Raw genomic sequence first — 24836 nt, 5'->3', positions numbered from 1 at the left:
TACTGTTCCGACAGGTACGCCTCCCCGTCCGGTAAGTGTTGCGCCGGGTCTGCGATACTGTGGACCGGGGTGGGAGTCGAGCGGTGGGTCCGTTCGAAGCGAACCGGACTCCGGGCGCGAACACCGGCACCTCGCGCTCGTCGCAACGGATATCCGGACGCCGCCCGTCACGACCGACAGATGACCGACGCTCGAATCGACGCCCTCCTGTCGGAGTTGACGCTCGACGAGAAGTTGCGACTGGTCCGCGGCCGCGCCGACCCCGAAGGGCGCGCGACGGGCTACCTCCCGGGTATCGAGCGGCTCGATATCCCGCCGCTACGGCTCGTGGACGGGCCGCTCGGGGTGCGCGACCGCGAGGCGACGGCGTTCCCGGCGACCGTCGCGCTCGGGGCGGCCTGGGACCCCGACCTCGCTCGCCGCCTGGGACAGGCGCTCGCCGCCGAGACCCGCGCTCGGGGCCACGACGTGCTGCTTGCGCCCGGTCTCAATATCGTGCGAGTCCCCACCGGCGGCCGCAACTTCGAGTACCTGAGCGAGGACCCCGCACTCACGAGCGCCCTCGGCGCGGCGTACGTCGACGGCGTCGAAACGGGGGGCGTCGGCGCGACGGCCAAACACTTCGTCGCGAACAACCAGGAACACCGGCGCGACACGGTCGACGCCGTCGTCTCCGAACGGGCGCTGCGGGAGATCTACCTGCCGGGGTTCCGCGCGGCGGTCGACGCGGACGCGTCCGCGGTGATGGCCGCCTACAACCGCGTCAACGGCCACTACATGAGCGAACACCGCGAGCTCCTCGACGGCGTCCTCCGCGAGGAGTGGGGGTTCGACGGCGTAGTGACGAGCGACTGGTGGGGGACCCACGACGCCGTCGCGGCCGCCGAGGGCGGACTGGACCTGGAGATGCCCGGCGCCTCCGTCGCCGAACTGTTCGCGCCACACAGCCGCGGGCTGCGCGCGATGCTCCGGCTTCGACTCTCCGAGAGGCTCGATCTGGACCCGCCGTTGTTGTGGCGACTCGTCGACCGAGTGGCCGACGACGGCCAGCCCGACCCCTACCCCTTCGACTTCTTCGGCGACCCGTTGCGGCGGGCCATCGACGAGGGGCTCGTGGCCGAGGCGACGCTCGACCGGAAAGTCCGGCGCGTCCTCGGGCTGTACGACCGATTCGGGAAGCTCGACGGGGGGCGGTCGAGCGGGTCGGCCCGGTCGGGGGGGTCGGGCGACACCGCGCCGAGCGTCGACTGGGACGCCCACCACGACCTCGCCCGGGAGGTCGCCCGCCGCGGGACCGTCCTGCTGGCCGACGACGGCGTCCTCCCGCTGGAAGAGGGCGACTCGCTGGCCGTGGTCGGGCCCAACGCCGACGAGGCGAAGGTCGGCGGCGGCGGCAGTTCCGAGGTCACGCCCACCCGGACCGCGAGTCCCGTCGAGGGCCTCCGTGAGCGGGCGAGCGGGTCCCGCGTCACCTTCGAGCGCGGGGTCAAGCGGGTGGCGAACCCGTCGATGTTCGACGTGCCGGGGTCGGGGCTCCGGCGGCGACTGCGAACGGGACCGGAGTTCGACGCCGCGGTCGAGGCGGCCGCCGCCGCCGACGTCGCGGTCGTCGTCGTCCAGGACGGCGCGACGGAGGGCGAGGACCGCGACTCGATGGCCCTCCCCGGGAGCCAGGACCGACTCGTCCGGGCCGTCGCGGCGGCGAACCCCGACACCGTCGTCGTCTGCCGGTCCAGCGGCCCCGTCGAGATGCCGTGGGCCGAGGACGTGGCCGCCGTCGTCCAGACGTGGTACCCCGGCCAGGCCGACGGCGCGGCGCTGGCGGACGTGCTCTACGGCGCCGACCCCGGCGGGCGGCTCCCGGTGACGGTCGGCCGCCGGTTCGACGACTACCCGGTCGCCGGCGACGAGCGCCGGTACCCCGGCGTCGACGAGCACGTCCACTACGACGAGGGCGTCTTCGTCGGCTACCGCGGGTTCGACCGCGACGGGGTCGCCCCCCGGTTCCCGTTCGGGCACGGTCTGAGCTACGCCGACTTCGAGTACGACGACCTCGCGGTCGAGCGTGCCGACGGCGGCGAGACCGGTGCCCTCGACGCGACCAGCCTCGGCGCGCCCACCCTCGACGCGACCGTCACCGTCGCGAACCGCGCGGACCGACCCGGTCGGGAGGTCGTCCAGGCGTACGTCGAACCCCCGGCGGCGCCGGAGGGAGTCGCCCGCCCCGAGCGCGAACTCGCGGCCTTCGAATCGGTCGCGATCGACGGCGGCGAGCGGCGGACCGTCTCACTGACGGTCCCGCGGCGGGCGCTCGCCCGCTACGATTCGCGGGCGGGCTGGACGGTCGACCCCGGCGAGTACGGCGTGGTCGTCGGTCGCTCCTCGCGGGACGAGCGGGCGCGGGGGACGGTCGTCGTCGACTGACGGGCGACGGGCGGATGCGACGGATGCGGCGGACGGGCGGACGCGGCGGATGCGGCGGACGGGCGGCCTCAGTGCTGGCCGAGCGCGCCGTGGTAGAACTCGCGGTGGTCGTAGTGGTCGGCCACGTCGTCGCGGATCGACCCGTAGTTGCGGTCGACCGCGCGGCGCGTCTCGTCGCCGATCTCGAAGTCGTGGGTCTCGTAGAACTCGGAGGTGGCGCCCATGTTGTGTATCAGCGCGTAGAAGTCGAGCGGCTGGAAGAAGAGCGGCTCGTCGACGTCGCTGTGACCCATCGTCGGGTCGACGTGCGCGTCGAAGCCGTTGCGGTCGAAGTCCGCGAGGAGCAACTCGACGCGCGGGCTGAGATCGATGTCCCGCACCGACTCCCAGAACTCGGTGTCGCCGTCGGCGAAGGCGTAGTGGACGCTGACGAAGTCGTAAATCGACTCCCAGGTCCGCCCGACCCAGGCGTTGTACCGCTCGCGGACGGCGTCGGTCGCCACGCACCCGTGGCCCGACAGCAGCGTCGCGAGCGTCACCGACGCCTTCGCGTTGGCGGTCAGCCCCGTCGACTGCAGCGGCTCGACGAACCCCTCGGCGTTGCCGACCGCGACGCAGTTCTCGATCCACGGCCGCTCGTGATAGCCCGAAGTGAACTCGTAGTTCACCACGTCGTCGGCGTCGATCCCCTCGCAGTGGTCGACGAACTCCGCGCGGGCCTCGGCCTCTGACACGTACTCGGAGGCGTAGACGTACCCGCGGTCGCGGCTGTCGTAGGTGTCGATCTGCCAGAACCAGCCGGCGTCGCCCGTGTCGATGACCGTCGCCGGCACCACCTCGGCCAGGTCGATCTCCGAGCGGGCGTTCAGCGCCGCGTCCAGCGGCAGGTCGAACTCGCGGAACGCCGCGTCCTGTTCGCTCCTGAGGACGCGGGAGAAGCCCGACGCGTCGACGTACAGGTCGGCTTCGTAGGCCCGGTCGCGACCGCGCAGTCGCCGGATCCGGTCGCCGTCGGTGTCGACGGTGACGATCTCGTCGTCGACCAGCGCGATGCCGCGGTCGAGACACAGATCGCGCAGGAAGCCGTTGAACCGCTCGGTGTCGAGGTGGTAGGCGACGTTCTCGTACTTGCAGGCGCCGCCCTCGCTGGGCTCGAAGTACCACGGCGATTTCCCCTGGGCGACCAGCTGCTCACACTTCGACAGGTGGTCGTCGCTGTCGGCGAGCTCCGCGTAGTAGAAGTAGTACGCCTCGCCGGTGTCGCGCTCTTCGGGGTTCGGGAACTTCCGGCTCTGGTCGAAGGGGTAGTGGAACGGCTCGCAGCCGCACCAGTCGCGGAAGTACACCGACGCCTTCCAGACCGGCTTGACCGCCGCGACGAACTGCTGTTCGTCGATACCCAGCGAGTCGTGGAGGATCTGCTGGATGGCCAGGAAGGTGCTCTTGCCGACCTGCGGGATCGGCCGGTCGAAGTCGTCGACGACCGACACGTCCAGCCCGGGGTTCGTCCGCGCCAGCGCCAGCGCTGCGAGCAGCCCCGAGTCCCCGCCGCCGACCACGGTCACGTCCTCGATACGCTCGCTCATCGTTCCGAGAAGCTGGGAGAGTCGCGCTTATGAATCTATTTCAGCCCGAGAAACACGTCCGTCGAACGCCTCCGGCCGGACCGGACACGCCGATGGACGCCCGAGTGCGGGCGGTGGCACGGCCCGATACCGGAGTTATACGGCGCCTAGACGGGGGGAATACGACTGATAACTAATTTCCCCACAGGGGATCGCCCCGGTGGGTGAACACCTTGCAACTATCACGACGCGACTTGGTCAGGGTGGCTATCGGGGCTCCCCTGGGAGCGGTGGTATCACGCGCCGACGGACGGCGACCGAACGGACGCGAGCGACGACCGGCGAAGGCCGGCTACGGCGCCGTTCCGGCCGGCGGGCCGGACGGCGTGCGCGGGCCCGGAACGCGAGCGGACGCCGACTCGTCCGGCGCCGCCGGGAGCGAGCGGACGGACGGTCGGCCCGGCTACGGCGCCGCGACCTACGGGAGCCCCGGGGAGTGATCCGATGGTCGAACGCACACCCAACCACGACCTCCACCAGTACGAGCCGGGCGAGACGGACTGGACGCACTCGCCGGACATGGGGACGATCGAGGAGCGCCTGGTCGTCAGGGACGAGGAGGCGAACCTCGGGACGTACACGCCCCACGAGGCCGCGACCTTCGTCGCGACGGACACCGGTGCGGTGTACGACGGCGACGGCGACTCCTGGACCGCGGCGACGCGGGAAGCCGACCGGATCAACGCCAGCCAGGTCCGCTCCACCCAGGGGTACGTCCACGGCTGCTCGCTCGACGAGCGCGCGGCCGGTCGCATCTCGAGTCCGGCGCCGCCGAGCAGGCCGATGGCGATGCCCGAACACATCGCCACGTACCCGACCCGCGAGACGCCGGTCGTCATGATACACAGCGAGGGGAGCCACAGCGCCGAGTACGAGGAGCTGTACCCGCGGATGAAGGAACGAGGCCTCCCCTGGATGATGGGCGCGACGCCGGCGCGGCTCGAGAAGGACGGCGCCGAGCAGCTCATCGATACCGAGCAGCTCGAGGAGATGCTGTTGCACGGCTGCGAGGTCGGCCTCTACACCGGCAGCGGGACCGTCGACGACGGCGGCCGGCTGACCGAGCCGGGCAACGAGAGCGACGGCGTCGAGACCATGGCGGACCTGCTGCGGATCGTCCACGAACAGAAGCGCGACCTCGAAGCGAAGGGGTTCCCGGTGACGCATCTCCAGCCGAGGCAGGGGCGCGGCCTGAACATGGGCGAACTCGACGAGGCGCAGTTCTACGCCGTCCGGTCGCTGTTCGCCGCCTCCGGCCACGGCTGGGCGACCAACGGCGCGGACTACACCGCGACCGCGACGACGGCCAAGCACGGCCAGAGCTCGGCCATGATCGAGCGGCCCGACCAGAACACCGCCGACGAGGCCAAGGAGATGATCGACCGCCTGATCGAGCGGCCGAAGGGTCGCCTGCGGCTGTTCTTCCACAGCCACAAGGTCGAGGACTGGCCGCGCGTCGAGGAGATATTCGACTACCTGGTCGCCAAACGGGACGCGGGCGACCTGCACGTCGCCTCGTCGACCGGCGGGCTGCTCATCCCGTGGTCGCTCCCGGAGGGCGACATCGTCCAGGAGTCCTCGCCGAAGTTCGACGAGTTCGAGGACAGCTTCTGGCTTCCGATGGGGAACGCGCCCGTCGTCGACAACGCCCGGGCCAGGCCCTACTGGACGATCGGTTCCTCGACCGGCGAGGAGGTGTTCGGCGGGCTGCGGACCCGGGACATCCAGCTGAACCCCCAGTTCACGACGATGATGGTCCAGTTCGACGCGCGCGTTCGGGACAACGTCAGGGACGTGACCGTCCGCGTTGACTCCTTCGACGACTTCCCGCGCGCCGAGACGAGTTTTGCCGTCGGTCCGAACTGGGAGACGGTGTACTGCCCGGTGGGCGTCCCGCGCTGTGACACGGGGCGAGCGGACGTCAAGACCAAGTGGGAGCTCGACATCTGGACGACGGCCGACGAGATGAACCTCAAGAACGTCCGTATCTACCCCTGCTGAGCCCGCTCGCGCCCGGCGTCGCGCGTTCGAATCCCCGCCGGTCGTCGGTTCGACGGTGGCGCGGAGACGGGTCGTCCGCGGTGTGAGCGGTGGGAAGCGACCCTCCCGGTAGGCGCCGGATGCCCCGCGGCTGTCGGCGGGTTTTATCATTCGAGCGTCCCACGGTGGGGTATCCCGACGGATGTCCGACGACCCACACAGCGACGCGGGCGAGACCGACGCCGGGGCCGACCGAGCGGCGGCCGCCGACGGCCTCGCCGGGAGCGCGAGCGACGCCGCGCCGACGACCGGGAACGCCCGCGAGGCGGTCGAGACGGCGGTGCTCGACGACGTGCGGGCCTGGTTCGACGCCCACGAGGGCGAGACGGTCGCCGGCCGTCCCACCGACGAGTACATCGACACCTCCTTTTTCGACTTCGACTACCTCGACGACTACGCCGAGTGCGAGCGCCACTGGGTGGCCCAGCCGTTCGCCTACGTGACCGTCCTCTACGACGACTCGACCAACAGCTACCGCTATCACGTCGTCGAACCGGCCTTAGACGAGTTCGAGGAGTACGTCCGCGAGGACCTGATCCGGGTGCTCCGGAGCGACCTGATGTACCGCGACATCGACGAGGAGGCCGACCGGGCGACCGTGCTCGACGAGGAGCTCCCGCGGGTGATGGCCGACCACGCCGCGACCGTCGCCGACGGGACGCTCGAACAGGTGGCCTACTACCTCCGCCGGGACGTGGTCGGCTACGGCAAGGTCGACCCCGTGATGCGCGACGGTCGCATCGAGGACATCTCCTGTGACGGTGCGGACACGCCGCTGTTCGTCTACCACCACGAGTACCGCGACCTGCGGACGAACCTGGCCTTCGAAGACGAGCGGCTCAACGCCTACGTCGTCCGCCTCGCCCAGCGGGCGGGCAAGCACCTCTCGGTCGCCGACCCGCTGGTCGACGCGCGACTGCCCGACGGCTCGCGCGTCCAGCTGACGCTGGGCGGCGAGGTAACCACCCGCGGGTCGAACTTCACCATCCGCAAGTTCGCCGAGGTCCCGTTCACCCCAATCGACCTGATCGAGTGGAACACCTTCTCGCTGGCCCAGATGGCGTATCTCTGGCTGGCCGTCGAGAACCGCCAGTCGCTGCTGGTCGCCGGCGGCACCGGCTCCGGGAAGACGACGACGCTCAACGCCCTCTCGCTGTTCATCCCGCCCGACAGCAAGGTCGTCTCCATCGAGGACACCCCGGAGATCACGCTGCCCCACGACAACTGGATCCAGAGCGTCACCAGGGAGGCGGTCAACGCCGCCGAGCGCGGGGCCGTCGACATGTTCGACCTGTTGCAGTCGGCGCTGCGCCAGCGGCCGGAGTTCCTCGTCGTCGGCGAGATCCGCACGGAGAGCGACGTGGCACACACGTTCTTCCAGTCGATCGCGACCGGCCACACCGCCTACACCACGTTCCACGCCGACACGATCGGCGGCATGCTCAGCCGCCTGGAGAACGAGCCGCTGAACGTCCCGCCGGGGATGATCGCGAACCTCGACCTCGTCGCGATCCAGCAGCAGGTCCAGCAAGGGGAGAAACGCGTCAGGCGTAACCGTCGGCTGGCCGAACTCGACCGCGACGGCTCCGAGACCGGCCTGTCGACCAGCACCGTCTTCGAACACGACGCCGCGACCGACGCCATCGAGCGGGTCGGCGAGTCGACGCTGCTCGACGACATCGCCCGCGAGCGCGGGTGGAGTGACGAACGCCTCGACCGCGCGCTCGGTCGGCGCCGCGAGGTGCTCGAACACCTCGTCGAGACCGACACGACGGACTACGAGGCCGTCACCCGGACGATCCGCGGGTTCATGCGCGACCCCGAGCCGGTCGTCGAGGCGATCCGCGACGACCGCTTCGACCCGACCGACCTGCCCGCGACCGGGACCCAGCCATGAGCGACCCGACCGAGAGCGAGACCGCGGCCGAGAGCGAGAGCACGGCCGACGACGCGCCCTTCCGCGGGGCCGGCGTCGACCCCGAGACGGCCGAGGCGGTGATCGCCGACGCGCTCGAGGAGCCGGTCGGGGAGTCGCTCGACCCCGAGTCGGGGGACGCCGAGGCCGCGCGCGAGCGCCGCGGCGACCCGGGACCGCCCGAGGAGGACGAGCGGCGGCCGGAACCCGAGACCGCGCTGGGGAGCGGGCTCGAATCGGGCCACGGCGCCCGCGAGAGCGAGCGCGAGGAGCTGCGCGAGGCCTACGGCTACGTCCGCGCGTTCTTCAAGCGCCGCCCCGGCCGCTACCAGGGGCTTGCGCGCCGACTCAAACAGGCCCGGATCGGCGTCACGTACGACGAGTACCTGGTGACGAGCACGTACGTCGCGGCGCTGTGCGGAGCGGTCGGGCTCCTGGTCGGCCTGTGCGGGGCGGTGGCCTGGACCGCCTTCGGAACGGACGCCGCGGCGGCCGCCGCCGGGTCGGGCCTCGCGGCCGTCCTCGGGAGCGCGCTCGCGGCGACGGGGTGGCCGACGCTGGTCGGTGCGGCCGTCGCCGGCGCGGTCCTCGGCGCCGCCGGCGGGTGGGTCGGTCGCACCTACTACTACCCGAGACGGGTCGTCGCGGCGCGCCGCCGGGAGATCGCGCTGACGCTCCCCTACGCCATCACGTACACCTACGCGCTGACCAGCGGCGGGATGACGTTTCTGGCGGTCTGTCGGCAGCTGGCCGCCGCCGACGAGGTGTACGGCGAAGTGGCCAACGAGTTCGACGTGGTCGTCCGCGAGGTCGACCTGTTCGGCAACGACCTGCCGACCGCGCTGGGCAACGCGCGGACGCTGACGCCGAGCGACCCGCTGCAGCGCTTCTTCGACGACCTGCTGTCGGTGCTGGAGTCGGGCGGCGACCTGGAGGCGTTCCTCGACGGGGAGTCCCGCGAGTACCTCGACGAGGCGATGGACGAACAGACGGCGTTCATCGAGACGCTCGGGACGCTCAGCGAGGTGTTCGTCGTCGCGTTCGTCGCCGCGCCGCTCTTTCTGATCGTCGTCATGCTCGTCGTGAGCTCGCTCGGCGCCGACACCGTCGGCCAGGTTGCGCTGCTGGTGTACCTCGTCTTCCCGCTCGCGATGGTCGGGTTCCTGTTGCTGATCGACATGCTGTCGGCGCCGTACGAACAGCCGGCGGTCGTCCGGTCGGCCGACCAGACCCGGCCGACGCCCGAGAGCGCCGACGACGACCGCTACGCGGACTACGAGCGGTCGGCCCGCCGCCAGCGGCTCCGCGAACTGCTCACCCGGCCGGCGGCGACGGTCCGCCGCCGCCCCGGCGCCTCGCTCGCGCTCACGGTCCCGCTCGGCGTCGCCGTGGCCGGCGTCGCCGTCGCGCTGGGAGTCGTGACGCCGACGGTCGAGGCGTTCCTCGCGGCGCCCGTGTGGACGACGGTGGGGCTGGCGGTCGCGCCGCTGCTGGTGGCGACGGTGCCACTGGCCGCGCTGCACGAGCGCGAGCGGCGGCGCTCGCTGGTCGTCACCGAGCGGTTCCCCGACGTGCTTGGCATCCTCGCGAGCGCGAACCGCATGGGGATCGGCGTGGTCGACGGGTTCGACCTCGTGGTCAAGTGGACCAGCGGGACGCTGGCGACGGAGCTGCGGACGGTCCGCAACGACGTGGCCTGGAACCACGACCTCCCGTCGGCGCTGCTGGCCTTCGCCGACCGGGTGCGCGTGCCCGAGCTGACCCGGACCGTCCGCCTGATCGCCGACGGCAGCCGGACGACCGGCGACCTGCACAACCTCCTCGAAGTCGCGGCGACCGACACCCGCGCTCGCGCGAAGGTCCGCCGGGCCCGGCGCCGCGCCGTCGGGACGTACGTCGCCATCGTCGTCCTCGGGTTCCTCGTCTACCTGCTCGTGGTCGTCCTCCTGAGCGGGAGCTACCTCGCCCCGCTGGCCGAGACGCCGGAGCTCCCCGAGTCGACGGTCACCAGCGGGCTCCCGCTCGGCGGCGCCGTCCCCGTCGACGCCTTCGAAGTCCTGTTCTTCCACTCCGCGCTCGTCCAGGGGTTCGGCAGCGGCCTCCTCGCCGGCAAGCTCGCCGAGAACGACGTTCGCAGCGGGCTCAAGTACGGCATCGGCCTCGTCGTCCTCACGGTCGCGACCTTCGCCCTCCTCGTCTGACCATGACCGACACCACCCACTCCGACCGGTCGCCCCGCGGGCCCGGACTGTCGAGCGCCGACCGCGCCGTCTCGCCGGTCGTCGGCGCCGTGCTCGTGTTCGGCCTGCTGGTCCTGCTGCTGTCGGTGTTGCAGGCGACGGCGGTCCCGGCGCTCAACCAGCAGACGGAGTTCCGCCACAGCGAACGCGTCCAGTCGGACGTGGTCGACCTCGCCGCCGCCGTCGACCGGACGGCCGCGACCGGCGTCGAACAGACCGTCCGGATCGAGGCCGGCCTGCGCTACCCGGTCCGCCCGCTGTTCGTCAACCCCGGCCCGGCCTCGGGGACCGTCCGCACCGCCGAGCGCCGATCCGTCGTCGTCGCCAACGCCGTCGCGTCGGGCGAGACCGGCGACGTCTGGAACGGCAGCGAGCGGCGCTTCCCGACGACGGCCGTCGTCTACGACCCGAACTACAACGAGTACGACGGCGCGCCGGTCACGCGGCTCGAACCCTGGGCGCTGGTCAACCGCTTCGACGAGCGGACGCTCGCGGTGAGCCGCGACACGTTCGTCGACGGCCGGCGGGTCTCGCTGGTCGCCTTCGACGGCAACCGCTCGACCGGCCGGGTCGGCGCGCTCCCGGTGACGGTCGAGCCGACCAGCGCGCCGACCCAGGCCGTCAGCGTCACCGCCGGCGACGACCCGATCACCGTCTCCGTCCCGACGGCGATCCCCGAGGACACCTGGGCGGAGCTGCTCGCCCCGGAACTCGACGGGAGCGGCGACCCGACGAACGACCGCTACGTCGCCGGCTACGACTGCGCCGACCCCGCGCCCGAACCCTGCGGCCGGCTCACGGTCAGGCTCGAAGCGAACGCCACCTACGACCTCCGGCTCGGCGAGGTCGGCCTCGCCGCCGACGCGACCGACGAGCGCGCCGCGTATCTCACCGCGGTCGACGGCGACGACGCGACCGTCCGGGAGGGCGGCCGCCAGCGGCTCGTCGTCGAGGCCCGGGACCGCTTCGACAACCCCGTCTCCGGCGTCGCCGTCGAGGGAGCGGTAGTCGGCGAGGGCGGCGACGCGGAGAGCGCGGGCCGGCTCCGCCGGGCGAACGCGACCACCGACGCCGACGGTCGAGCGGCGTTCGTCTACGAGGCCCCCGCGAGCGTCGAAGGGACCGCCAACGCGACCGTCACGCTCCGGTTCGGCCCCGGCGACGGACCCCGGCGCGCGGTGAACGTATCGCTCCAGGCGGTCGGCCCGGTCGTGCCAGAGAACGCGACCGACGGCGGGACCGGCGACGGCCAGGGCGGAAGCGATCAGGGCGGCGGCCAGAACGGAGGCGGGGAGGCGAGCGGGACGGCCCCGACGGTCCAGTTCGACGGCGTGGATCGGGGCGCCCGGGGGGACGGTCGCGTCGACGAGTACGACGTGACGGCCGCGGTCTCGGACGCGGACGGCGACCTCGCGCGGGTCGAGTTCGAACTCCAGTCGCCCGACGGCGAGGTCCTCGACAGCGCCAGCGCGGCGGTCGGTGGCGACGCGGACTCCGCCAGCGGGTCGCTCCGGGTGCAGGGCAACGGCGTCCGCGCGGAGTACCGCGTCGTCGTCACCGTCGTCGACGGCGCCGGCAACACCGACACGGTCGAGCGGACGGTCGACGGGTCGGGCTGAGCGGCGCTGGGACTCGCCGTCGGGACCGACGCTCGACGCGAAACGGGGGTGTCGAGCGGAGACGGGGCTCCGCGCGGTTCGAGTTTCGAGAAGCGAGCCCGCGGGGATTTGAACCACGCCCAGACGTGCTCGCCCCGCCGGTCGCTGCGCGCGACTGGTCTACTTCAAATCCCCGTCAGTCGCACACCGATTTCGGAATCGACGCGGAGATGAAACTCCGTGTCGGTCGAAATCGAAGAGGCGAGCCCGCGGGGATTTGAACCCCGGGCAACTTGGTCCGGAACCAAGCACTCTGTCCACTGAGCTACGGGCCCTCGTATCGGGGTAGCGCGGTCGCGCTCTTAACCGTTGTGAGACGGCGACGAAAAGGCGGGAATCCGGGCGGCGGTCAGGGCTGTTCGCCCGTCTCGATGGTGAAGTCGTCGGTCGGGTAGGCGACGCAGGTCAGGCAGTAACCGTCGTCGAGGTCGTCGTCGAACAGCGCCTCGTTGTGCTCGTGCTGGACGTAATCGAGCGCGGGGCCGTCCTGGATCTGGCCGGCGCAGGAGACGCACTGGCCCTGCCGGCAGGCGTAGGGGAGGTCCCAGCCCTCCTCTTCGCCCACGTCGAGGATGTTCTCGTTGTTGGCGATCTCGATGGTCTCGCCCTCCTTGGCGAACTCGATCTCGTAGTACTCGACCTCGTCGTCGGCGATGGCCTCGGGGTCGAAGCCCTCGTCCTCGTCGTCACCCTCCTCGCCCTCGGCGAGTTCCGCGCCGCCCTCGCCCGACGGGATGGCGCCCGCGGCGCCGCCGCCGATCGAGCGGTTCATGGGCTCGGGGAAGTCCGTGTCCGGCACCGCCGCGGCACGCTGTTCGAGGACCTCCTGGGAGATGTCCGCCGGGGGCTCCCAGCCGGTCCCCCTCGCGTAGTGGACCGCGACGACGACGAGTGTCAACGCCGCCCCGATCGCGACACTCACTGTAGTGTCCATATTCGGGCTTCGGAGTGCCCGTATAACTAACTGACGCTTCAACGGTGGACGACTGCCCGACGCCGGCCCCGAACGTGTTCTCCGGGCGACGGGACCGCGCCGACGAGACTGTGCCTACTCCTCCCGCCGCGGCACTTCGTGACGCCCGAATCCGTAGCGCAGGCGGTTGGCGAGTCGCCGGGAGAACCGCCCCGGACCCTCACCGCCCGAGGACCGCGAGTCGAAGCGCTCGGCGAGCGCCTGGTAGATCAGGGGGACGGGCACCTCCTGTTCGAGGGCCTCCTGGACGGTCCAGGTGCCCGTCGACCCGCCCTCGACGCGGTCGGCGACGGTGCCCAGGTCGGTGCCCTCCTCGGCGAACGCCTCCTCGCAGAGCTCCAGCAGCCACGAGCGGATGACCGCGCCGTTGTTCCACGTGCGCGCGACCGATTCGAGGTCCAGATCGTAGCGGCCGTTGGCCAGCAGTTCGAACCCCTCGCCGTAGGTCTGCATGAGCGCGTACTCGACGCCGTTGTGGACCATCTTCACGTAGTGGCCCGACCCCGCCGGACCCATGCGGTCGTGGCCCTCCGGCCCGGTCGCGACGGCGTCGAAGACGGGGACGAGTTCCTCGTAGGCCCACTCGGGACCGCCGACCATCAGCGAGAAGCCCAGTTCCGCGCCGGCGGGGCCGCCAGAGGTGCCGCAGTCGAGGTAGGCGGCGTCCGTGGTGTCGGCGCGCCGGACGGAGTCCTCGAAGTAGGAGTTGCCGCCGTCGACCACGATATCGTCACCGTCGAGGTGCGGTTCCAGATCGTCGAGCGCGGCGTCGACGGCGTCGCCCGCGGGGACCATCAGCCAGATCCGCTTGTCCGCGCCGAGTCGCTCGGCGAGGTCGACGACGGAGTCGGCGGGCGTCGCGCCCGCGTCGGCGGCCGTCGCGACGGCTTCCTCGTCGAGGTCGAAGGCTACCACGTCGTGGCCCGCCTCTATCACGCGGTCGACGACGATCTGTCCCATCCGGCCGAGTCCGACGACGCCCAGTTGCATACGCCGAGTCTCACCGGGCGCGCAAGTAGGGGTTGTGGTTCGGGGCGACCCGCGAACGGTCGCCCGCGGCCGCCGCCGTTTCGCAGGCCGGTCGGACCCGCCCGCGGGTGTTCGATATATCGGCATGTCGTTGACAGCGTCAGACGCGCCCTGTATCAGGAGCACACGGGAGTGCGCGAGAAACGGCGAACGAGTGGCCAGGAGCGGAAAATCGGAGTCAGTGGTGCAGGTCGGAGCCGCCGTCGCCGTGGAGCGGCCGGAGCGGCGTGACCTGGGGACCCATCTCGGACTGCGTGACTCGCGCCTCGATGCCGAACACGTCGGCGAGCATCTCCTCGGTGACGACCGCCTCGGGGCTGCCTCGACTCTGGACGGCGCCGTCTTTCAGCGCGACGACCCGGTCCGCGAGGCGAGCGGCCTGCTGGAGGTCGTGGAGGACGACGACGACGGTCTTGTCGCTGTCCTCGCGGAGCGTCTCGACGATCTCCATCACTTCGAGCTGGTGGTGCATGTCGAGGAAGGTAGTGGGCTCGTCGAGCAGGAGCACGTCGGTCTCCTGGGCGAGCACCATGGCGATCCAGACGAGCTGCTTCTGGCCGCCGGAGAGACTGCCCACGTCCCGACCGCGGAGGTGGTCGACGCCGGCCAGGTCGATGGCGCGGTCGACGGCGGCGCGGTCCTCGTCGGTGAGGCCGTCGAAGAAGCCCCGATGGGGGTAGCGGCCGTGTTCGACGAGCTTCTCGACGGTGATGCTGTCGGGCGCGACGTTCTCCTGGGAGAGCAGGCCCAGCCGTCGGGCCAGATCCTTGGCGTCCATGTCGGCGACCTCGCTGCCGTCGATGCGGACGGCGCCGCCCTCGGGGGCGAGCTGGTCGGCCATCGCCTTCAGGAGGGTGGACTTGCCGCTGCCGTTCGGGCCGACGAGGGCGGTGATCTCGCCGGGCGCGGCGACGAGGGTCTCGCCGTCGACGACGGGCTCCTCGCTGGTGGGGTAGCCGACGACCAGGTCCTCGGCTTCGAAGGGGGTGCCGCCGTCGCCGCCGGCGGCGATGGCGGGCGCCGCGAGGGCGGACTGGGCGTCGGGGCTCTCGTCGCAGTCGGTGTGTTCGTCGCGGCGGTTCGGTCCGGTCGGGGTGGTGTCGCTCTGGCTCATATTTCTCCGAGTTGCTCCTGTTTGCGCATCAGATAGAGGAAGTACGGGCCGCCCACGAGGCCGGTGACGATGCCGACGGGGAGCTGGCCGGTCCCGCCCGCGAGGACGGGGATGGCCAGCCGCGCGCCCACGTCGGCGGCGACGAGCAGCGCGGGGCCGGCGAAGACGCAGCCGACGACGAGCCGGCGGTAGTCGCTGCCGACGATGTTGCGGACCACGTGGGGGACGATCAGGCCGACGAAGCCGACGATGCCGGCGACGGCGATGGACGCCGCCGCGGCGAGCACGCCCACCGTCGAGAGGGCGAACCGCATCCGCTCGACGTTCATGCCCAGCGAGGAGGCGGTGCGCTCGCCGAGCAGCAGGACGTTGAGCTGGCGGGCGCCGACGAGCGAGAGGCCGATCGCGAGTATCGACCAGGGCAGCGCGGTGCGGACCTGCTCCCAGTCGGTCCCCGTCAGCGAGCCGGTGGTCCAGGCGATGGCCGACTGGACGACGCCGATGTCGTCGGCGAAGAAAAAGAGGCCCGTCTGGAGGCTCTGGAAGACGGTGCCGACGATGACGCCCGCCAGCACCAGCCGCACCGGCGAGGTGCCGCCCTTCCAGGCGATGACGTAGACGAGCAGGAACGCGGCCATCCCGCCGGCGGCGGCGATGATAGGCAGCGCCGCAGCCAGCACCGGGAAGACGACCAGCGTCAGGAGGATCAGCAGGCCCGCGCCCGAGGAGACGCCGAGCACGAACGGGCTGGCGAGCTCGTTGCGCGTCACGGCCTGGAAGATGGCGCCCGAGACGGCGAGGTTCGCGCCGACGAGCCCGGCGACGAACACCCGCGGCAGGCGGATCGTCCAGACGATGAGCGTCGACGTCGCGAGGTCGGGGAGCTCGCCGCCGAAGCCCGTGACCGTCCGCATCAGCCCCTCGCCGAGCAGGAAGTTGAGGACCCAGCGGTGGTCGAGCAGGACCGCCGTGTCGAAGACGGCGCTCCAGGCCTCGACGACCGACATCGAGTACGACCCGAAGCTCACCTGCACGAGCCCCGCGGCCACCGTGACCGCGAGACTGCCCAGACACAGCCCCAGCAGCGAGCGGTCGATCCACCCGAGGCGGGCGCTGTCGGCCGCTCCCGACTCGGCGTCCGGCTGGACGTTCTCCGGCATTCGATCGGTTTAGGTATACCTAAACAGCGGCTTAGTGGTTGCGGTTCGGTGCGCGGGTGAGCGCGGCGGGTCGCTGCGAGCGACCGCCCGGGTCGAGCCGTCCGTCACGGTCAGACGTTCCCGGCGACGATGTCGCCGACGCGCTGGCGGTCGAACAGCTCGTCGTCGGTGTCGTACAGCGCCGTCGCGAGCCGTTCGGTGACGACGAGGTTCGAGATCGGTCCCTGGTAGAGGGCGCCGGCGCGGTAGACGTCGCCGTTCCGGACGGCCGTGAGCGCGCTCGCGGTATCGTGGTTCTCGAAGAACGTGAGCACGGTGTCCTCGAACTCTGACCGGGACTTGGCTTCCTGCCCGCGGAGCAGGATAACTTCGGGGTCGACCTCCAGAAGGGTCTCGAAGTCGATGGCCCCCCGGCTGCTGTAGAAGTCCTTGACGTCGGAGTCGGCGAGCGCGTCTCGCACCTTGAGGTCGTTGAGGTGTTTGAAGCTCGTCCCCTCGTCGAAGACGTACGGGTAGAACGACTCCGGCTGCTCGCCACCGCCCCAGATAACTGCGGCCGAGGGGCGTTCGCTTCGGGTCGGCACGACCGGCGCGAGCGCGGCCTGGAAGTCGTCGTGAACGGCCTCGAAGGCCTCGTAGCGGTCGGTCCGCTTGAACACCTGCGCGAGCTTCTCGAAGCCCTCCATCAGGGTGTAGTACCGATAGTCCGAGTGCCAGGCGTAGTTCCGCGAGAAGATGCTGTTGCCGAAGAAGGGCGCCACCTCCTCCGTGATCTCGTCGACGTCGGACTGCTCCCACTTCCCGCGGTTCACGAGGAAGTTCGGGTCGGCGACGTGTACGTCGGCGTCGATCTCGTAGAACTGCTCTTTGCCGACGCCGCTGTCGCCCCACAGCTGCTTGATATCGCTCTTGTCGACGCTGACACCCGGGATCTCGTCGTAGTACTGCGTGTGGTACCGGCCCGTGAGCCAGACGCCCTCTGGCGCGTCGAGCCCCAGCGCGATGCCCATGTCCGCCCAGGAGCCGTTGTTCGCGATCCACGTCTCGGGGACCGACTCGAAGGTCACCTCGCCGACCGGTTCGATCGACACCGAGTACGGCGTCTCGACGCCCGACTGCGTACCGACCGGCGTCTCGGTCGCCGTCCCCGGATCGGTCGGCGTGTCGGTCGGTGTGGCTGTGGGTTCGTCGGTCCCGCCGGCGTCACCTGGCGTGTCGGTCGAGCCGCCGTCGCTGGCACAGCCCGACAGGGCGCTCCCGCCGAGGACGGCGGCCGCAGTAGTCAGATAGGCCCTGCGCGTCGCGTCGGAGTCGGAGTCGAAGTCGGTCACACGTTTAGGTCGACCTAATCGAATAAAGTCGTTTCGGACTTTAGGCCCGCCTAAATCCGATGACAGGAGCGCTATCGCGGAGAGCGGGACGGTTTAGTCCGCGGCGTCCGACCGAGCGGTATGGACGAACGCGTACGCGAACACGCGGAGACGCTGGTCGACTGGAGCGCGCGGATCGAGGCGGGCGACGACGTGGTCGTGTCGGTCGACGAGGGCGCCCACGACCTGGCGGTGGCCGTCGCGCGGGCGCTGGGCGAGCGCGGTGCGAACGTGACGACCGTCTACGCCTCCGAGGAGGTCCAGCGGGCCTACCTCCGCGCCCACGACGGCGAGTTCGACGAGGACCCGATACACGAGTTATCGCTATACGAAAACGCCGACAGCGTGCTCTCGCTGGGCGGCGGACGCAACACGGCGGGGATGGCCGACGTGCCCGGCGAGCGCACCCAGCGCTACGGCCGCGCGCGCCAGGGGATCAGGGAGGCTCGTCTCGATACCGACTGGGTCTCGACCGTCCATCCCACCCGTTCGCTCGCCCAGCAGGCCGGCATGGCCTACGCGGAGTACGAGGAGTTCGTCTACGACGCCACCCTCCGGGACTGGGAGTCGCTGGCCGAGGAGATGGACCAGCTGAAGGAGATACTGGACGACGGCGAGGAGGTCCGCATCGTCAACGAGGGCACCGACCTGACCCTCTTCGTCGACGGCCGCACCGCCGTCAACTCCGCCGCCAGCGTCGCCTACGACTCGCACAACCTCCCCTCCGGCGAGGTGTTCACCGCCCCCTACGACACCGCCGGGGTCGTCACCTTCGACGTGCCGATGACGATCCGCGGTCGCGACGTGCGCGACGTGAAGCTCACGTTCAAGGACGGCGTCGTCGTCGACTGGGAGGCCGCCCAGGGCGAGGACGTGATCGACGAGATCATCCAGACCGACGGCGGCTCGCGCCAGCTGGGCGAACTCGGGATCGGGATGAACCGCGGCATCGACCGCCCGACCGGGCGGATCCTCTTCGACGAGAAGATGGCCGGCACCGTGCATCTGGCGCTCGGGCGCGCCTACGACGCCAACCTCCCGGAGGGCGAGTCGGGCAACGACTCGGCGGTCCACGTCGACCTCATCACCGACATGACCGGCGACTCCCGGCTGGAGGTCGACGGCGAGGTGGTCCAGCGGAACGGCGTGTTCCGGTGGGAGGAAGGGTTCGAAGGGTAGGCCGACCAGCGCGGTGGAAACGGAGCCGTCTCAGTTCCCGTGCAGCGTCGAGAGCCGCTCGGACACCCAGTCGAGCACGTCGAACAGCGCGCCGAGCTGGTGAGAGTCGTCCAGGTCCGACGGTTCGACGGCGCTCGACGCGTCCGGCGGCGGGTGGAAGTGCGCCGACGGCGCCTCGGGTTTCGGATGACGGTCCCAGCGACACTGCCACCGGTCGGCGCTCCGGGACTCGACGTAGTGAAACGTGTAGTCGCCGCCCTCGTACCAGCGCACGTCGAGACGCGCGGCGTCGACGGCCACGGGGTACTGGTCGTCGTCCAGACGCAGTTCGAGCCGCCGCGGCGAGACGCCGTCCGGCCGGAGCGACCAGCCAGTGACGAGGTCGTGCGACCGCGCGCGACGGCCCATCACTCCCAACGTCGGAACGTCGAGCGGTCCGCCCGGCGAGTCGTCCCCCGGGGCGCCCGCGCGGTCGTCCGGAGTCACGCGGGAACGCCGTCGTCCGACCGCGATTCGGCCCGCTCGACCGCTTCCCGCAGGACCCGGATGTCCCGGCGGAGGGTCCGCCACTCGCGGAGGTCCTCCCAGCGCTCGTGGAGCGCCTCGTGGTCGTCCACGGGGAGGTCGTCGGTCCCGACGGTTTCGGGGTCCGGAACGTCGTACCGGTCCTGGAACGCCGCGTCCCGGTCGATCAACTCGTCGACGCGCCGACGGAGTTCGGTCGGGCTGTGCTCGCTGGCCAGCGACTCGATCCGCTTCCACCGGAAGTACGAGTCGTTGCGCCGGTACGCCGCGGGGCGACCCTCCCGTCGCCGAGCGATCCCCATCTCGGTCAGCTGTTCGAGGGCGTTCCGCGCCGCGGTCTCCGAGCAGTCCGCTCGCTCGGCGAACGTCCCGGCGCGCTCGAACTCCCGAGTCCCGACGATCAGGTCGTAGACCCGCTGGAACGTCGTCCGCTCCTCTCCCCAGCGGTCCGCCGCCGACTGGTCGTTCATACCCACTCTTCGACGCCAGACCATATATCTGTTTTCGTGACCGGATATCCGGTCTTCCGGGCTCGCGTCACCGAGCCGGTACACGCGCTTCCGGGGCCACAAGGACTAACGGAGCGCCCGCGAGAGAGAGATTCGTGACTACCCACGACATCGCCTTCGTCGGAACGGGCGACCAGGCGGACCTGAGGAACCCCAACCCCGAGGGGTTCGCGATGAACTACTACCACGGGGAGGGGTACGAACGACTCGAGGACTGCGACCTCGTCGCCTGCGCGGACCTGGTCCCCGAGCGCGCCGCGGCGTTCGCCGGCCGGTTCGACATCGACGAGGACGGCGTCTTCGAGGACTACGAGGCGATGCTCGCCGAGGCCGAACCGGACATCGTCTCGGTCTCGATATGGCCCGCGGACCACGCCGACGTGGTCCTCGACTGCGCGCGCGCCGAGAGCGTCGAGGCGATCCACTGCGAGAAGCCGATGGACCTCACCTGGGGGAACTCCCGGCGCATGGCCGAGGGCTGTCGCGAGGCGGGCGTCCAGCTCACCTTCAACCACATGCGCCGGTTCAAGCCGACGTGGGTCGAAGCCCGCGAGCGCATCGAGGACGGCGCCATCGGCGACCTGGAGCGGATCGAACTCGCGCCGGGCAACGTCTACGACGGCGGCACGCACATGATCGACTTCGCGACCGGCGTCGCCGGCGACCGCCCCGCCGAGTGGGTGATCGCCCAGATCGACTACCGCGAGGAGAACAAGTGGTTCGGCGCCCACAACGAGAACCAGGCCCACGCCCACTGGCGCTACGAGAACGGCGTGGACGCCGTCGTCTCGACCGGCGGCGAGCGGTCGTTCGTCCCCGCGGACATGCGCTTCGTCGGGAGCGACGGCCTCCTCGAAGTCGGCCCCGAGGCGTCCGACGCGGACCTGCGCTGGCGGGCCGACGGCGGGGAGTGGACGGGCGAAACCGTCGCGGAGGGCGCCTGGACCGACCCGATCCACGACGCCGTCGCCCACGTCGTCGACTGTCTGGAATCCGGCGACCAGCCGGTGATCGGCGCCGAGAACGCGCTCAACAGCACCGAGATCATCTTCGGGATCTGGGAGTCCGCACGGCGGCGCGGCCGCGTCGACCTCCCGCTCGAGATCGACGACAACCCGCTGGAGGCGATGGTCGAGTCCGGCGCTCTGAACCCGCAGTAGCCGGGACGGAGCCGGTTCGGACCGTCGTACTGAATCGGGAACATCACTCGGGACAGAGTATCCACCTAACACTAATACAATAGAGATGGAAAATCTTCACTGTGGAAATAAAACGGAAAGAGAATCAAATGTGGCATTTCTCGGAGAAGACTCGTTGTGGTTGGGCAGACCACTATGAGACTCATAACGAATTTACTTCGCAAAAACAGATTAGCTCCGAATCAGATTTGCCTTCGAACTTCTGTGGGGAATGTAAGAAGCGTCGGAGTATAAACACCGATAGCTAAGCAGACCGCAGTGAACAGTTCCACTGTACTCGATAGATGCGAAAGACGCACGGATCGCCGGTCGGGACTGGGCATCTCGACCGGTCCGAATCGCCCGCCGACGCGGTCGCTCAGAGGTCGAACCGCAACACGTCGCCGGTCTCGACGCCGCGCTCGGTGGTCCACCCCCGGTTCACCTCCAGCACGTACTGGCCCCGCCCCGGATACTCCTGGTCTGCGCCGTCTTCGTTCGGGCCGGGCTCGGGGGCGTGGTGGATCTCGGTGATAGCACCCTCGCCGTCGGCGAAGACGATGTCAAGGCCGAAGTCCATGTCCGGCATGATGAAGGTGTGGTTGCCCACCTCGTCGTAGACGAACAGCATCCCCATGTCCGTCGGTAGCGATTCGGTGTCGCTCAGGCCGGTCACTCGCAACCGTTGTGTGTCGGCGATCGCGGCGGTCACCGACCCCAGCCGTTCCCCGTCCGGCGTCGTCACTCGAACCTCGGTCGTCTCGTAGTCGGGGAAGACGGCCTGTCGGGTCCCGTCGCTCGCCGCGGTCGGCGAGGCCGTCGGGGTCTGCGTCGCGGTCCCGGTCGGCGTCGCGGTCCCGGTCGGCGACGAGCGCTCGGTGGTAGTCGGGGTGGGCGTCTCCGTCGGCGTCGCCCCGTCCCCGTCGGTCGGCGTGTCCGGTCCGGCCCCTCCGTCGTCGGTCCCGCCGTCGGTCGACGTGTCGTCACCCCGGCAACCGGCCACCCCGGCGGCGACACACGCGGCGATGAACGCTCGGCGTCGCATACCCGCCGTTAGAGCTGTCGGCTGATAAGTACGAGGTCATCCGGTCCAGGACTCGGCCAGCCCGCGGTAGATCCGGTAACAGCGGTCGAGGACGGGGAGCGAGACGCTCTCGGTGGCGGTGTGGGCCTCGCCGGGCTCGGATGGGCCACAGACCACGCAGGTCGTCCCGGCGTCGGCGAGCCACCCGGCGTCGGTGGCGTGGGGTTTGACCACCTGCTCGGGGTCGCCCTCGCCGGGCGCTGCCGCGTCCTCGCTCGGCGCGGCCGCCCCGTCGCCCGACGCCGCTTCGGCCTCCCGTTCGTGTGCGTCGCGGGCCGCGGCCAGGACCGCCTCGGCGAAGTCGGCGTCCTCGCAGGCCATCGGCGGGAGGTCCTGGTCGACGACCCACTCGACGCCGTCGACCGATTCCGCGCGCGAGAGGGGGGCGCGCTCGCCGGGCACCGTCCGCTCGTCGACGGTCACCTCGCAGCGCTCGGGGATCACGTTCCAGGCCGACCCGCCGTCGATCTCCGTGACCGCCACGCTCCCCGCGAGTTCGTGGCCCAGCACTTCGGTGGTCGGGAAGGGGAGGTCGCGGACCACGTCGACGGCGTCGGTCGCGCGGTAGATGGCGTTGACGCCCGACTCGACCTCGCTGGCGTGGGCGGCCCGGCCCTCGGCGACGAGCGTCGACCCGCGTCGACCCTTGTGGGCGACGGCCACGTCGGTGACCCCCGGCGCCGAGTAGCCGGTCGACCCCTCGCCGACGACGGCGTAGTCGGGCGCGAACCCGTCGTCGATGGCCGCCTGCGCGCCGATCCCCCCGAGTTCCTCGCCGACGAACGAGGCGACGACGAGTTCGACCCCCGCGGGCGGTTCGGCGTCGCGGAACGCGCACAGTGCGGCCGCGACGGCGCCTTTCATGTCCGCGCTCCCCCGGCCGTAGAGGCGGCGGTCCGCCCGTTCGCCACTGACCGCCGGTTCGCCGCCGACCGCCCGGTCGCCGTCGGCCCGCTCTTCCCGGACCACGTACTCGCCGTCGTCGACCTGGGGGTCGTCCGGCGGGACCACGTCGTGATGGCCGACCAGCGCCAGCGAGGTCCCGCCCGAACCCTTTCGAGCGATCACGTTCCCGCCGCGCTCGGCCCCGCCGGCGTCGTCGCGAGCGACCGCGGCGTCGGTGTGCTCGCGCAGCCAGGACTCGATGCGGTCGCCCGCCGCGGCCTCCGAGTCGTGACTGGGGATCGAGACGAGCTCACGGGCGAGGTCGCGCACGCCTCCCTGCGGTTTCATGGTCGTCCCGTCGGGCGCCGCCGTCTTCAAGCCCGGCGACCCCGGTTCCCGGGTGGAGTGCGGTGGCAGTGATGCGGTCAGCGGTGCGGTAGCGTGGGTCGTCTTCGGCATCCGGCGCGAAGCGCCGGTTCACCGCCAGAGCGAGCGCTGACGAGCCTGCGGTCGGTCGCGGTGCTCACTCCCGCAGACACCGGCTGCGCGGGAGCGGAGCGACCAGCGCAGCCGGCCTTTTTCACCCATGTTTTTGCCGCCCGGGTTCCCCGCAGGTCGCCGGAGGCGACCGAGGAAACCCGGGCGGGAAAAAGATGGTTCGCAAAACTCATCCCGAACCGCCGTCCAGGCGGGGTATGCACGTCCTCGCGGCGACGAACAACCTCTATCCGGACCCGTCGGCGACGGGGTCGGGCCGGTACAACTACGAGGTCGGTCGCCGGCTCGTCGAGCGGGGACACCGCGTCTCGGTGATCACCAGACAGCGCGGGGACGCTCCCGCGCGGGAGACGGTCGCCGGGATGGACGTGTACCGCTACGGCGCGTCGGTCCCGCGACTGCCGGCGACGATGCGGACGATCGAGGGGCTCGTCGAGTCGGTCCGGGCGCGGGAGCCGGTCGACCTGGTGAGTTTCCACGGGGCGTTGAGCTCGTTCGGCGTCGACCGGGCGACGCCCGACGCGGTCCCGCGGACGTACACGATCCACGGGCTGTGGGGCGTCGAGTACCGCGACCGGCTGGTCGACCCGAGCCCGTGGGCGGCGCCGTACCACTGGCTCAACCGGACGCTGCGCCACCGGGTCGAGGGGCGCGTGCTCGGCCACAGCGACGCGGCGGTCGTGCTGAGCGAGTTTCAGCGCGGGCGGGTCCGCGACCATCACCCGGACGCGCCGCCCGTGCGCGTCGTTCCGGGCGGGGTCGATGTCGAGCGGTTCGCGCCGCTGGACGGCCCCGCTCCCGAGGCCTTCGGCGGCGAAGATATCTCGCTTCTCACGGTGCGGCGGCTCACGCCGCGCATGGGGCTGGAGACGCTGCTCGACGCCTTCGCGCGGGTGGTCGACGACGGGCTCGACGCCCACCTGTACGTCGGTGGCGACGGGCCGCTCCGGGGGGACCTGGCGGCGCGGGCCGAGCGGCTCGGCGTCGCGTCGGACGTGACCTTCCTCGGCTACGTCCCGGAGGACGACCTGCCGGGGCTGTACGCCGGCGCGGACGCGTTCGTCCTGCCGACGCTGGAACTCGAGGGGTTCGGGCTCGCGACGCTGGAGGCGCTGGCGTCGGGGACGCCCGTGGTCGGCACGACCGCGGGTGCGACGCCGGAGATCCTCGGGCCGCTGGAGTCGCGCCCAGAGGTCCCGGAACCGCTGCTGGTGCCGCCGGGCGAGCGCGACGCGCTCGCCGACCGGCTGGCCGCGTGGGCGCGACTGTCCGCGAGCGAGCGGGCGGCCGCGGGCGAGGCCTGTCGGGCGTACGTGCTGGACGCCGGGTACACCTGGGCGGCCGTGACCGACCGGCTGGAGGCGCTGTTCGGGGACGTTCGCGCGGGGTCGGCGTCCGGCGGGACGGATTCCCAGTAACTGGGACAGCGC

The 24836-nt window shown here is 71.0% G+C and carries 20 protein-coding genes and 1 tRNA gene; 10 read left to right on the top strand and 11 right to left on the bottom strand.

Features of this window, described 5'->3' with window-relative positions:
* The first annotated feature begins 180 nt into the window (after positions 1-180).
* A complete protein-coding gene (locus HZS54_RS07195; RefSeq protein WP_179921404.1) occupies positions 181-2424 on the top strand; it encodes a beta-glucosidase family protein in 2244 nt (747 codons plus the stop codon).
* Between the two features lie 68 nt (positions 2425-2492).
* Here HZS54_RS07195 and HZS54_RS07190 read toward each other — a convergent pair whose 3' ends face one another.
* Positions 2493-4010, bottom strand: coding sequence for an FAD-dependent oxidoreductase (locus HZS54_RS07190; protein WP_179921402.1), 1518 nt, complete (start codon positions 4008-4010; stop codon positions 2493-2495).
* A gap of 269 nt (positions 4011-4279) precedes the next feature.
* Here HZS54_RS07190 and HZS54_RS07185 point away from each other — a divergent pair, with 269 nt between their 5' ends.
* The 5 genes from HZS54_RS07185 to HZS54_RS07165 all read left to right on the top strand — a co-directional run bounded on the left by HZS54_RS07185 (position 4280) and on the right by HZS54_RS07165 (position 11863).
* On the top strand, positions 4280-4489 hold the full coding sequence (locus HZS54_RS07185; RefSeq protein WP_179921400.1) for a hypothetical protein: 210 nt from the start codon (positions 4280-4282) through the stop codon (positions 4487-4489).
* 4 nt (positions 4490-4493) lie between these two features.
* On the top strand, positions 4494-6050 hold the full coding sequence (locus HZS54_RS07180) for a polysaccharide deacetylase family protein (protein ID WP_179921398.1): 1557 nt from the start codon (positions 4494-4496) through the stop codon (positions 6048-6050).
* A 181-nt stretch (positions 6051-6231) separates the two neighbouring features.
* A complete protein-coding gene (locus HZS54_RS07175) occupies positions 6232-7986 on the top strand; it encodes a type II/IV secretion system ATPase subunit (protein WP_179921396.1) in 1755 nt (584 codons plus the stop codon).
* Positions 7983-10205, top strand: a complete 2223-nt coding sequence (locus HZS54_RS07170) for a type II secretion system F family protein (protein WP_246391828.1) — start codon at positions 7983-7985, stop codon at positions 10203-10205. The genes HZS54_RS07175 and HZS54_RS07170 overlap by 4 nt, the downstream gene beginning before the upstream one ends.
* A gap of 2 nt (positions 10206-10207) precedes the next feature.
* Complete coding sequence (locus HZS54_RS07165) at positions 10208-11863, top strand: DUF7266 family protein (RefSeq protein ID WP_179921394.1); 1656 nt, start codon at positions 10208-10210, stop codon at positions 11861-11863.
* 241 nt (positions 11864-12104) lie between these two features.
* On the opposite strand, the gene HZS54_RS07160 is transcribed toward HZS54_RS07165, so the two are convergent.
* The 6 genes from HZS54_RS07160 to HZS54_RS07135 all read right to left on the bottom strand — a co-directional run bounded on the left by HZS54_RS07160 (position 12105) and on the right by HZS54_RS07135 (position 17509).
* Positions 12105-12177: transfer RNA gene (locus HZS54_RS07160), tRNA-Arg, on the bottom strand.
* A gap of 74 nt (positions 12178-12251) precedes the next feature.
* Positions 12252-12836, bottom strand: a complete 585-nt coding sequence (locus HZS54_RS07155; protein ID WP_179921392.1) for a 2Fe-2S iron-sulfur cluster-binding protein — start codon at positions 12834-12836, stop codon at positions 12252-12254.
* 114 nt (positions 12837-12950) lie between these two features.
* Entirely contained in the window at positions 12951-13865 is a 915-nt protein-coding gene (gene gnd, locus HZS54_RS07150) for a phosphogluconate dehydrogenase (NAD(+)-dependent, decarboxylating) (RefSeq protein WP_179921390.1), read from the bottom strand.
* A gap of 217 nt (positions 13866-14082) precedes the next feature.
* On the bottom strand, positions 14083-15018 hold the full coding sequence (locus tag HZS54_RS07145; RefSeq protein ID WP_179921388.1) for an ABC transporter ATP-binding protein: 936 nt from the start codon (positions 15016-15018) through the stop codon (positions 14083-14085).
* Positions 15015-16178, bottom strand: coding sequence for a FecCD family ABC transporter permease (locus HZS54_RS07140; RefSeq protein WP_179921386.1), 1164 nt, complete (start codon positions 16176-16178; stop codon positions 15015-15017). Before HZS54_RS07140 ends, HZS54_RS07145 begins: the two co-directional genes overlap by 4 nt.
* A 110-nt stretch (positions 16179-16288) precedes the next feature.
* The gene (locus HZS54_RS07135; RefSeq protein ID WP_179921384.1) at positions 16289-17509 is read right to left on the bottom strand and encodes an ABC transporter substrate-binding protein; all 1221 of its coding nucleotides are present in this window, start codon (positions 17507-17509) and stop codon (positions 16289-16291) included.
* 120 nt (positions 17510-17629) lie between these two features.
* On the opposite strand from HZS54_RS07135, the gene HZS54_RS07130 reads away from it, so the two are divergent.
* The gene (locus HZS54_RS07130) at positions 17630-18727 is read left to right on the top strand and encodes an aminopeptidase (protein WP_179921382.1); all 1098 of its coding nucleotides are present in this window, start codon (positions 17630-17632) and stop codon (positions 18725-18727) included.
* Positions 18728-18757: 30 nt separating this feature from the next.
* Here the strand turns inward: HZS54_RS07130 and HZS54_RS07125 are convergent, their stop codons facing one another.
* Both HZS54_RS07125 and HZS54_RS07120 read right to left on the bottom strand, forming a co-directional pair.
* Positions 18758-19213 (bottom strand): toxin-antitoxin system TumE family protein, encoded by a 456-nt coding sequence (locus HZS54_RS07125; protein ID WP_218927128.1) that lies wholly within the window; start codon positions 19211-19213, stop codon positions 18758-18760.
* On the bottom strand, positions 19210-19722 hold the full coding sequence (locus tag HZS54_RS07120; protein WP_179921380.1) for a DUF7342 family protein: 513 nt from the start codon (positions 19720-19722) through the stop codon (positions 19210-19212). The genes HZS54_RS07125 and HZS54_RS07120 overlap by 4 nt, the downstream gene beginning before the upstream one ends.
* A gap of 134 nt (positions 19723-19856) precedes the next feature.
* On the opposite strand from HZS54_RS07120, the gene HZS54_RS07115 reads away from it, so the two are divergent.
* The gene (locus HZS54_RS07115; protein ID WP_246391826.1) at positions 19857-20921 is read left to right on the top strand and encodes a Gfo/Idh/MocA family protein; all 1065 of its coding nucleotides are present in this window, start codon (positions 19857-19859) and stop codon (positions 20919-20921) included.
* Between the two features lie 397 nt (positions 20922-21318).
* Here HZS54_RS07115 and HZS54_RS07110 read toward each other — a convergent pair whose 3' ends face one another.
* A complete protein-coding gene (locus HZS54_RS07110) occupies positions 21319-21984 on the bottom strand; it encodes a DUF192 domain-containing protein (RefSeq protein WP_179921378.1) in 666 nt (221 codons plus the stop codon).
* 36 nt (positions 21985-22020) lie between these two features.
* Positions 22021-23256, bottom strand: a complete 1236-nt coding sequence (locus tag HZS54_RS07105) for a M20 family metallopeptidase (protein ID WP_179921376.1) — start codon at positions 23254-23256, stop codon at positions 22021-22023.
* Here HZS54_RS07105 and HZS54_RS07100 point away from each other — a divergent pair.
* Both HZS54_RS07100 and HZS54_RS07095 read left to right on the top strand, forming a co-directional pair.
* The gene (locus tag HZS54_RS07100; RefSeq protein ID WP_179921374.1) at positions 23255-23407 is read left to right on the top strand and encodes a hypothetical protein; all 153 of its coding nucleotides are present in this window, start codon (positions 23255-23257) and stop codon (positions 23405-23407) included. The genes HZS54_RS07105 and HZS54_RS07100 overlap by 2 nt on opposite strands.
* Before the next feature lie 196 nt (positions 23408-23603).
* The gene (locus HZS54_RS07095) at positions 23604-24824 is read left to right on the top strand and encodes a glycosyltransferase family 4 protein (protein WP_179921372.1); all 1221 of its coding nucleotides are present in this window, start codon (positions 23604-23606) and stop codon (positions 24822-24824) included.
* The last annotated feature ends 12 nt before the right edge of the window (positions 24825-24836 follow it).

Source organism: Halosimplex pelagicum (assembly GCF_013415905.1).
Lineage (GTDB): Archaea > Halobacteriota > Halobacteria > Halobacteriales > Haloarculaceae > Halosimplex > Halosimplex pelagicum.
This window is presented reverse-complemented; position numbering and strand designations above follow the sequence as displayed.